The 7,946-nt window shown below is 49.5% G+C and carries 8 protein-coding genes and 1 pseudogene; 5 read left to right on the top strand and 4 right to left on the bottom strand.

The genetic code is table 11. From position 1 onward, the window contains the following. The 5 genes and pseudogenes from folC to greB all read left to right on the top strand — a co-directional run. Nucleotides 1-1,173: pseudogene (gene folC, locus Q1M25_RS06430) on the top strand (bifunctional tetrahydrofolate synthase/dihydrofolate synthase); the annotation flags it as partial. Nucleotides 1,174-1,186: 13 nt separating this feature from the next. After that, nucleotides 1,187-2,332 carry a cell division protein FtsN gene (ftsN, locus tag Q1M25_RS06425; protein WP_300483087.1) on the top strand — a complete coding sequence of 382 codons (1,146 nt, stop codon included), beginning with the start codon at nt 1,187-1,189 and terminating at the stop codon, nt 2,330-2,332. Then, the gene (locus Q1M25_RS06420; protein ID WP_300483084.1) at nt 2,325-2,858 is read left to right on the top strand and encodes a CvpA family protein; all 534 of its coding nucleotides are present in this window, start codon (nt 2,325-2,327) and stop codon (nt 2,856-2,858) included. Before ftsN ends, Q1M25_RS06420 begins: the two co-directional genes overlap by 8 nt. Before the next feature lie 152 nt (nt 2,859-3,010). After that, nucleotides 3,011-4,558 (top strand): amidophosphoribosyltransferase, encoded by a 1,548-nt coding sequence (gene purF / locus Q1M25_RS06415; RefSeq protein WP_300483081.1) that lies wholly within the window; start codon nt 3,011-3,013, stop codon nt 4,556-4,558. A gap of 74 nt (nt 4,559-4,632) precedes the next feature. Next, nucleotides 4,633-5,124 (top strand): transcription elongation factor GreB, encoded by a 492-nt coding sequence (greB, locus tag Q1M25_RS06410; RefSeq protein WP_003685038.1) that lies wholly within the window; start codon nt 4,633-4,635, stop codon nt 5,122-5,124. Nucleotides 5,125-5,212: 88 nt separating this feature from the next. Here greB and Q1M25_RS06405 read toward each other — a convergent pair whose 3' ends face one another. From Q1M25_RS06405 to eno, 4 genes are all read right to left on the bottom strand, one after another. Further along, nucleotides 5,213-5,920, bottom strand: coding sequence for an SIMPL domain-containing protein (locus Q1M25_RS06405; protein ID WP_300483078.1), 708 nt, complete (start codon nt 5,918-5,920; stop codon nt 5,213-5,215). Between the two features lie 112 nt (nt 5,921-6,032). Further along, nucleotides 6,033-6,524: a DUF1841 family protein gene (locus Q1M25_RS06400; RefSeq protein ID WP_063068729.1), complete on the bottom strand. Its 492-nt coding sequence runs from the start codon at nt 6,522-6,524 to the stop codon at nt 6,033-6,035. 101 nt (nt 6,525-6,625) lie between these two features. Continuing rightward, nucleotides 6,626-6,901 (bottom strand): cell division protein FtsB, encoded by a 276-nt coding sequence (gene ftsB, locus Q1M25_RS06395; protein ID WP_300483074.1) that lies wholly within the window; start codon nt 6,899-6,901, stop codon nt 6,626-6,628. Between the two features lie 23 nt (nt 6,902-6,924). After that, a partial coding sequence (gene eno / locus Q1M25_RS06390; RefSeq protein WP_300483071.1) for a phosphopyruvate hydratase occupies nt 6,925-7,946 on the bottom strand: 1,022 nt, incomplete at its 5' end.

Below are 7,946 nucleotides of genomic sequence, written 5' to 3'. Positions count from 1 at the left end.
GTCGCAGTGTCCTGTCGTCGTGGTGGCGGTACCAATGGCAAAGGCTCTGTATGCGCTTATTTGTCGTATATTTATAAAGAAGCCGGTTTTAAAGTCGGTACGCTGACCAGTCCGCACCTTCTGCGTTACAACGAACGAATCGCCATCAACACTCAGCCGGTTTCAGATGACCTGATTGTTTCCTCATTTGAGCGCATCGAAGCGGCACGCGGTGAAATTTCGCTGACGTATTTTGAGTTTAATGCTTTGGCTGCCGTCGATATTTTCATGCGTGAAAATGTGGACGTAATGATTTTGGAAGTTGGTTTGGGCGGACGATTGGATGCCGTGAATATATTCGATGGTGACTGTTCGGTCGTTACCAGCGTGGATTTGGATCATCAGGCATTTTTGGGCGATACCGTCGAGCAGGTCGGTTTTGAAAAAGCCGGAGTGTTCCGTAGCGGCAAACCGGCCGTGTGCGGCCAAAACCCTGCGCCTGAATCATTGGTCAAACACGCAGAAGAAATTGGTGCAAAACTGTTGATGGTTCAACGTGATTTTGATTTTGCGTCAATGGAAAGCGTACAGTGGAACTACCGCTTCCATCCGCAATCTTCAGACGGCCAAAGCCGTAACCGTAATTCCTTACCGTTTCCTGCTTTGCGCGGTGCCTATCAGTTGTCTAATGCCGCGTGTGCATTGACTGTGTTGGAATGTTTGAACGAACAATTGCCGGTTGATATCGGCGCGATTAAACGTGGTTTGTTGTTGGTTGAGAATCCTGGACGTTTCCAAGTTTTGCCCGGCCGTCCGCTGGTGGTCTTGGATGTCGGCCACAATCCGCACGCAGCCCGTGCTTTGCGCCGCAGCCTGATTAACCTTGCCTTTGCCCAAAAACGTACCGCCGTATTCAGTATGTTGTCCGACAAAGATATTGATGGCGTGCTGGAAATCGTTAAAGACCAGTTTGACGAGTGGAATATCGCGCCTTTAGATGTGCCGCGCGGCATGACGGTAGAGGCTTTGCAGGCTAAATTGGCTGAACACGGCATTGACAATGTAAATGTTTTTGAAACCGTCGCCGCAGCCTACCGCGCTGCTTTGGCGAAAGCAACCGAAAATGATAGAATCGTTGTTTTCGGCTCATTCCATACTGTTGCCGATGTAATGGCTGTTTTGAAAGAACACTAACGAGGAAATTATCATGTCCGACAATAAACAAAAAGAAACTCCAAACGGATACGATTTAGACGGTTACGAACAACTCAAACGCCGCAACCGCCGCCGCTTGGTTTTGGCCTCCGGCTTGGTGGTGGCTTCAGGTATGCTGTTCGGCCTGGCGCTGACATCGGGCGACGATAAAAATTCACCGTTTAAAGAAGCCCCTGTCGGTCAGACTCAAGTCAAAACGGCGGATGAGCCCAGCAAGGCTGTTGTCCTAGAGCCGAATAAAGAGGATGTCGCGATGGCTGAAGAGGCAGCCCGCCATGCGGATGCCGAAGCGCAAAGCAAACCTCAAAATGCCGGCGACGAAGAAGACAATGCACCGGTCGAAGTGCTGAAGCCGAGCCGTGAATCCGCTCCCGAAGATGTCGGCGAGCCGTTGGTTTTGATTAACGATACTTTGGATGATGGCAATATTAAAGGTTTGGAAGAGTCTGAGCGTATTCAACGCGCTGAGGCCGCCAAACGCGAAGCTGCCGAACGCCGAGCCGAAGAACGCCGCCAACGTCAGGCAGAACAACGTGCTGCGGCACGCAAGGCACAAGCCCAACAGGAAGCGGATGAAAAAGAAAACGCATTGGCCGCTAAAAAACGCGCACTTCAAGCGCGTGCTGAAAAAGCAGAGCGTGAAGCCGCTGCCGAGCGCAATAAATTGGCTCAATTGGAAAAGACAGAGAAAGCCATTGCCGAGCGTAAATCTGCCAAAAACAGTAAAGATAGCGTAAAAGACAAGGCCGAACCTGCTAAGAAAGCAGAAGCCAAAGTTGAAAAACCAAAAAATGAAAAGGCTAAACCGGAAACAGCCAAAGCTGAAAAAGCCGATAAGGTAAAAACTGCCGAGAAGCCGTCTGAAAAAGCCAAGCCTAAAGCCGAAAAAGAAACAGCAGAAGCCAAGCCTGCGAAAAAAGCCGCTATTCAGGCAGGTTATGCTGAAAAAGAACGCGCGCAAAGCCTGCAACGTAAAATGAAAGCGGCAGGCATCGATTCGACCATTACTGAAGTCATGACCGATAAAGGTAAGGTGTATCGCGTGAAATCAGCCAGTTATAAAAATGCACGCGATGCCGAGCGTGATTTGAACAAATTGCGTGTACATGGCATTGCCGGTCAGGTAACCAGTGAGTAATTTGCCTGTCGCCGATTTGTTGGCTGCCGCCGTCATCGTCATCTGCATCATTATCTCGCTGATGCGGGGGATTATTGCTGAAGCAGGGGCGATGGTGGCGTGGGTCGTGTCGTTTATTGCTGCCAGAACGCTTGCCGTGCCGTTTGCCGATGTAGTCTTTAAATCGGTTGAGCCGCATGCTTTGGCGGTTGCCATGGGTTTTGCCGCTGTGTTTTTTCTGGCATGGCTGTTGCAAAAACTGGCACGGTCGCTGTTAAGCAGTTTGGTGTCTGCCGTTGGTCTGGGAAGCATCAACCGTTTGTTTGGCGGCGTATTCGGTGCAGTGAAAGGTGTGATTTTGGTGACACTGGCAGTGATGGTTTTTTCACACACTGATTTGCCGAAAACGGAAGAGTGGCAAAGTTCGCACACAATTCCGTATTTTGAATCACTTGCCGATGCTGCGATGCCTTATCTGCCTGGAAAAGATACCGCAATGTCCCATCTTTCGGGCAAAGCGGCTGAAGTTGAAGAATTGGATGATTAAGTTTGACGGATTCAGACGGCCTATGGGTCGTCTGAATCCGTTTTTATTTGCGTAAATTTAGCATCATATTGTCAACAATTCGAGCAAACTCATCTAAATTATTTTATAATGACAGCTTACCCATTTAATCTTCAAACTCGGAGAAGCACGATATGTGTGGTGTATTAGGTTTGGTTAGTCATGAGCCGGTCAATCAGATGTTGTATGATGGTTTGCAGATGTTACAACACCGTGGTCAGGACGCAGCAGGTATTGTTACTGCCGAAGGCAATATATTTCATATGCACAAGGGCAAAGGCATGGTGCGCGAAGTATTTCGCACACGCAATATGCGCGACTTGGTCGGTAATGCCGGCATCGCACATGTCCGTTATCCGACCGCAGGCAATGCGGGCAGCAGCGCCGAAGCCCAGCCGTTTTATGTCAGCTCCCCGTTCGGCATTGTTTTGGCACACAATGGTAATCTGACCAATACCGAAGAGCTGTATGAGAATGTATGCAACAAACACCTGCGCCATGTTAATACCAGCTCTGATTCCGAAGTATTACTCAATGTATTCGCGCATGAATTGCGCCGCGAAGTCTCTAAAAATACAGTTCCTTACCAACTCACCATCGACAATATTTTCAACGCTGTTTCCGAAGTGCACCGTTTGGTGCGCGGCGCATACGGCGTAGTAGCCATGATTGCAGGATACGGCATGCTGGCTTTCCGGGATCCTTTCGGTATCCGTCCATTGGTATTGGGTTCGCAAACCGATGAATCCGGTAAAAAATCGTATGCCGTTGCCTCTGAATCAGTTGCTTTCAACGCACTTGCCTATGATTTGGAACGCGATATCCAGCCGGGCGAAGCCGTATTTATTGGTTTTGACGGCACGATTATTTCCCGTCAATGCAGCGATAAAGCCAAATTAAGCCCTTGTCTTTTTGAATATGTTTATTTTGCCCGCCCAGACTCCGTCATCGATGGCGTTTCCGTTTATCAGTCCCGTATGGATATGGGTGTATCTTTGGCAGAAAAAATCAAACGCGAGCTGCCTGTCGATGATATCGATGTCGTGATGCCGATTCCCGATACCAGCCGACCCAGCGCGATGGAGCTTGCCGTTCATCTCGAAAAACCTTACCGCGAAGGTCTGATTAAAAACCGCTACATCGGCCGCACCTTTATTATGCCCGGCCAAGCAACACGCAAAAAATCAGTGCGCCAAAAACTCAGCCCGATGGAAACCGAGTTTAACGGCAAAAGCGTTTTGTTGGTGGATGATTCCATCGTGCGCGGTACGACTAGCCGTGAAATCGTTGAAATGGTACGCGCGGCAGGCGCACGCAAAGTCTACATTGCTTCCGCTGCTCCCGAAGTGCGCTATCCGAATGTGTACGGTATTGATATGCCGACCCGTGAAGAACTGATTGCAAACGGCCGCAGCGCAGCAGAAATCGCAGCCGAGATTGGCGCAGACGGTATCGTCTTCCAAAACTTAGAAGACTTGGAAGCAGTAGTCAAAGCGCTCAATCCAAAAATCGAATCCTTTGATTCTTCATGTTTCAACGGTGTTTATCAAACCGGCGATATCGATGAAGTGTATCTAAACCGTCTCTCTACCGAAAAATCAGGTTGTGGCGGCTTGAAAGTTCATCCAAGCAAAATGGAACACAGCATCAGTATCAGCGATAGCGATGATGATGAAGAATAAAGTAAATTGACTTACAATAAAGGCCGTCTGAAAATCAACGTTCAGACGGCCTTTAATTATGTTTTAGACACATCATGAGTACCGAAACCAAAAATTACATCACGCCTACCGGTTGGCAGGCATTGAAAGACGAACTTTATCATCTGGTCAACAAAGAACGCCCGGAAATCGTCCAAATCGTTAACTGGGCGGCAAGCAATGGTGACCGCAGCGAAAATGGCGACTATCTTTACGGTAAACGCCGTATGCGCGAAATTGACCGCCGTATCCGCTTCCTAACCAAACGCTTGGAAGCCGCCGTCGTCGTCGATCCAGAAGCGCGCGAAGCCACGGACCAGATTTTTTTCAGCGCCACCGTTGGTTTATTGCGCGGAGACGGTCGTGAACAAACCGTCAAAATCGTCGGCGTAGATGAAATCGATACCGCTAAAAACAAAATCTCATGGATTTCCCCTTTGGCGCGCAGCCTGATAAAAGCACGCGAAGGCGATGAAGTTGTCTTGGATACACCGGAAGGACGCGAGGTTATAGAGATTTTGTCGGTGGAATATATTAAGATTGACTGATTATGCGTGAATAATGTGAATGAAACTACAAAAGGCTGTCTGAAAAATATACTTTCAGACGGCCTTTTAAATGATTTAAAAGAAAATCCTACATTTGCACCGAGCCGCTGACGGTCAGGCTGATTTCTTCTGAACCTGGGGAGGCAGGTATGCCATCTTCTATTCCTGCAGCCATTTCTGCGACGGGGGCTGCCCGCAACATTTTGGCACGTGCAAAATCGCCACCGACTTGGCGGTTGCCGATATGGCCCAGGTTGAGTTTAACGATTTTGTAGCTGGAGAAGCCGAGCGTTTGGGCGAGGTTTTGGGCGCGGTCTTTGAAGCGCAGGATGACGGCTTTGCTCAGTTGGTCGACGGTTTCTTCGCGTTTTTCTTTGGATACGGAAAATGAGGAGCTTTCCAAAACGGCGATATTGATACTGTCGGCAATCAGGCGGTTGAGTGCTTCAAAGTCTTTGCTTTCTACTTTGAAGTAGGCGTGTTCTTCCCAGCCGGTTTGGGTGCGTTTGCCGTTGGTGTATTGATAGCGAGGGGATCCGTTGCGCTCCATCAACTCGGCTTTAAATTTGCTGTTTTGGGAGATTTTGTTGAACTGGTTGAATTTTTTCATGAAGGCTTGGTTGACGGCTTGACGGTCTTTGCCTTCTGCGTTGACGCTGAAATGCGCGGTCATGGTATCTCGCGGCACTTCCATGTTGGCGGATTCGGAAAATTCAACGATGTTGTAGTTGAGGCTTTCTGCTGCAACGGGTAGGGAGGTGGCTAGGAGTAGGGCGGTAAGGGCTGGGCGGAGCATTTTGGTTTCCCTTGTAATGCGGATTTTAAAAAAGTAATTTAGCATGAAAGATGGAAATGTTGGCTTTGGCAAGCGTAAGGATTTGTATGGGTTGAGGCCGTCTGAAAAGAAGTTACTTTGTATCCATCAAGCCGACTTCATGGGGATTGAGGCGGGCTTTTTCTTCTTGGCCTAAGCCGACCAATTTCCGTAATCGGGTCATGTAGGCATTGACGTCAAGGCCCCGTCCGTAGCGTTGTGCTTCCCAGATGGTTTCTGCCAAGGCTTCCATCATATCGTGTTCGGCTTTGACCCAGTCGCCGTTGTAACGGGCGCAAAGTTGTTGGTGGATGGCACGGATGCCCGGGGGCTGGTCGATGGCGCTTTGCTCTTGTAGGGAAAGGTGTAGCGACATATGCAGGAATGGGTTGCTTTCGCCGTCTTCGGGCAGCCATTCTTTATCTAAATATTGCTCGATGTCTTCGAGATAGTGTCCGTATTCGGGATGGGCTTCGATAATGCGCAAAGCTTTTTGTTGCAGGCCGTCTAATTGGAGCGGCGCGAGCCTGTGTTGCCAGACGTGGGCAAAGAATCGGCGGACATCGTGGGTGTTTACGTCATACATGATGGGTGTGATTTGATTTTGGGATATGTGATTATATAGCGATTGCGATAAAAAAGGCCGTCTGAAAAATATGTTTTCAGACGGCCTTTGTTTTGCAGGGTTTAGCGGCGGTTGATGATTCGGTAATACACTTCGCCGTCTTGGACATAGCCCAATTCGACACGGGCAATTTCGGCAATGGCCTCTTGTCCGTGTGCTAAGTCTTCAACTTCCGCATTGAGGAAATTGTTGCGCAAAGTGAGAGTTTGGTTTTTTTCCTCCTGACGGACGAGCTGCTCCTGCAATTCTTCCGTATGCCCGACGCTGCCTTTGCCAAACCAAAGGCTGTACTGACAGCACAACAGTGCGAAGGTTAAAATAAAAGTCACCCACTTCATACAATCAATATCCTATATTTTGCTTATTTGCCCAGTTGGTAGAATGCGGCTTTGCCGGGGTAGTAGGCGGCTTCGGCCAATTCTTCTTCAATGCGCAGCAATTGGTTGTATTTCGCCATGCGGTCGGAGCGGGACAGGGAGCCGGTTTTGATTTGCATACAGTTGGTGGCAACTGCCAAGTCGGCAATGGTGCTGTCTTCGGTTTCGCCGGAACGGTGGCTCATTACGCTGGCGTAGCGGTTGCGTTTGGCCAAGTCGACGGCTTGCAGGGTTTCGCTCAATGTACCGATTTGGTTGACTTTGACCAGCAATGCGTTTGCCACGCCTTTTTCGATGCCTTCGGCCAAGATTTTTGGATTGGTTACGAACAAGTCGTCGCCGACCAATTGAACTTTTTTGCCCAATTTTTCGGTCAGTAGTTTCCAGCCTTCCCAGTCATTTTCGTCCATACCGTCTTCGATGGAAATGATTGGGAATTCGTTAACCAGACCTTCCAAGTATTCGGCAAATTCTGCGCTGGTGTAGGAGCGGCCTTCGGCTTCCAGGTGGTATTGGCCGTCTTTGTAGAATTCGCTGGATGCGCAGTCCAGGGCAAACAATACGTCTTCGCCTGCTTTGTAACCGGCGGCTTCGGTGGCTTCCACCATCAATTGCAGGGCTTCTTTGTGGCTGTTCAGGTTGGGTGCGAAACCGCCTTCGTCGCCGACGGTAGTTGGGAAACCTTTGCTATCGCACAGTTTTTTCAGCGCGTGGAAAATTTCGGCACCGCAACGCAGGGCTTCGCGGAAAGATTTTGCGCCGACAGGCATGATCATGAATTCTTGGATGTTCAGGCTGTTGTTGGCGTGTTCGCCGCCGTTGATAACGTTCATCATTGGAACCGGCAGAGCCATTGGGCCTGCGCCGCCCAAGTAACGGTACAGAGGCAAGCCTGCATCTTCAGCGGCCGCGCGTGCTACGGCCATAGAAACGGCCAAAGTGGCGTTGGCGCCCAAGTTGCCTTTGTTTTCAGTACCGTCCAATTCGATCATGATTTGGTCGATAT

The organism is uncultured Neisseria sp., assembly GCF_951230505.1.
Classification (GTDB): domain Bacteria; phylum Pseudomonadota; class Gammaproteobacteria; order Burkholderiales; family Neisseriaceae; genus Neisseria.
This window is presented reverse-complemented; position numbering and strand designations above follow the sequence as displayed.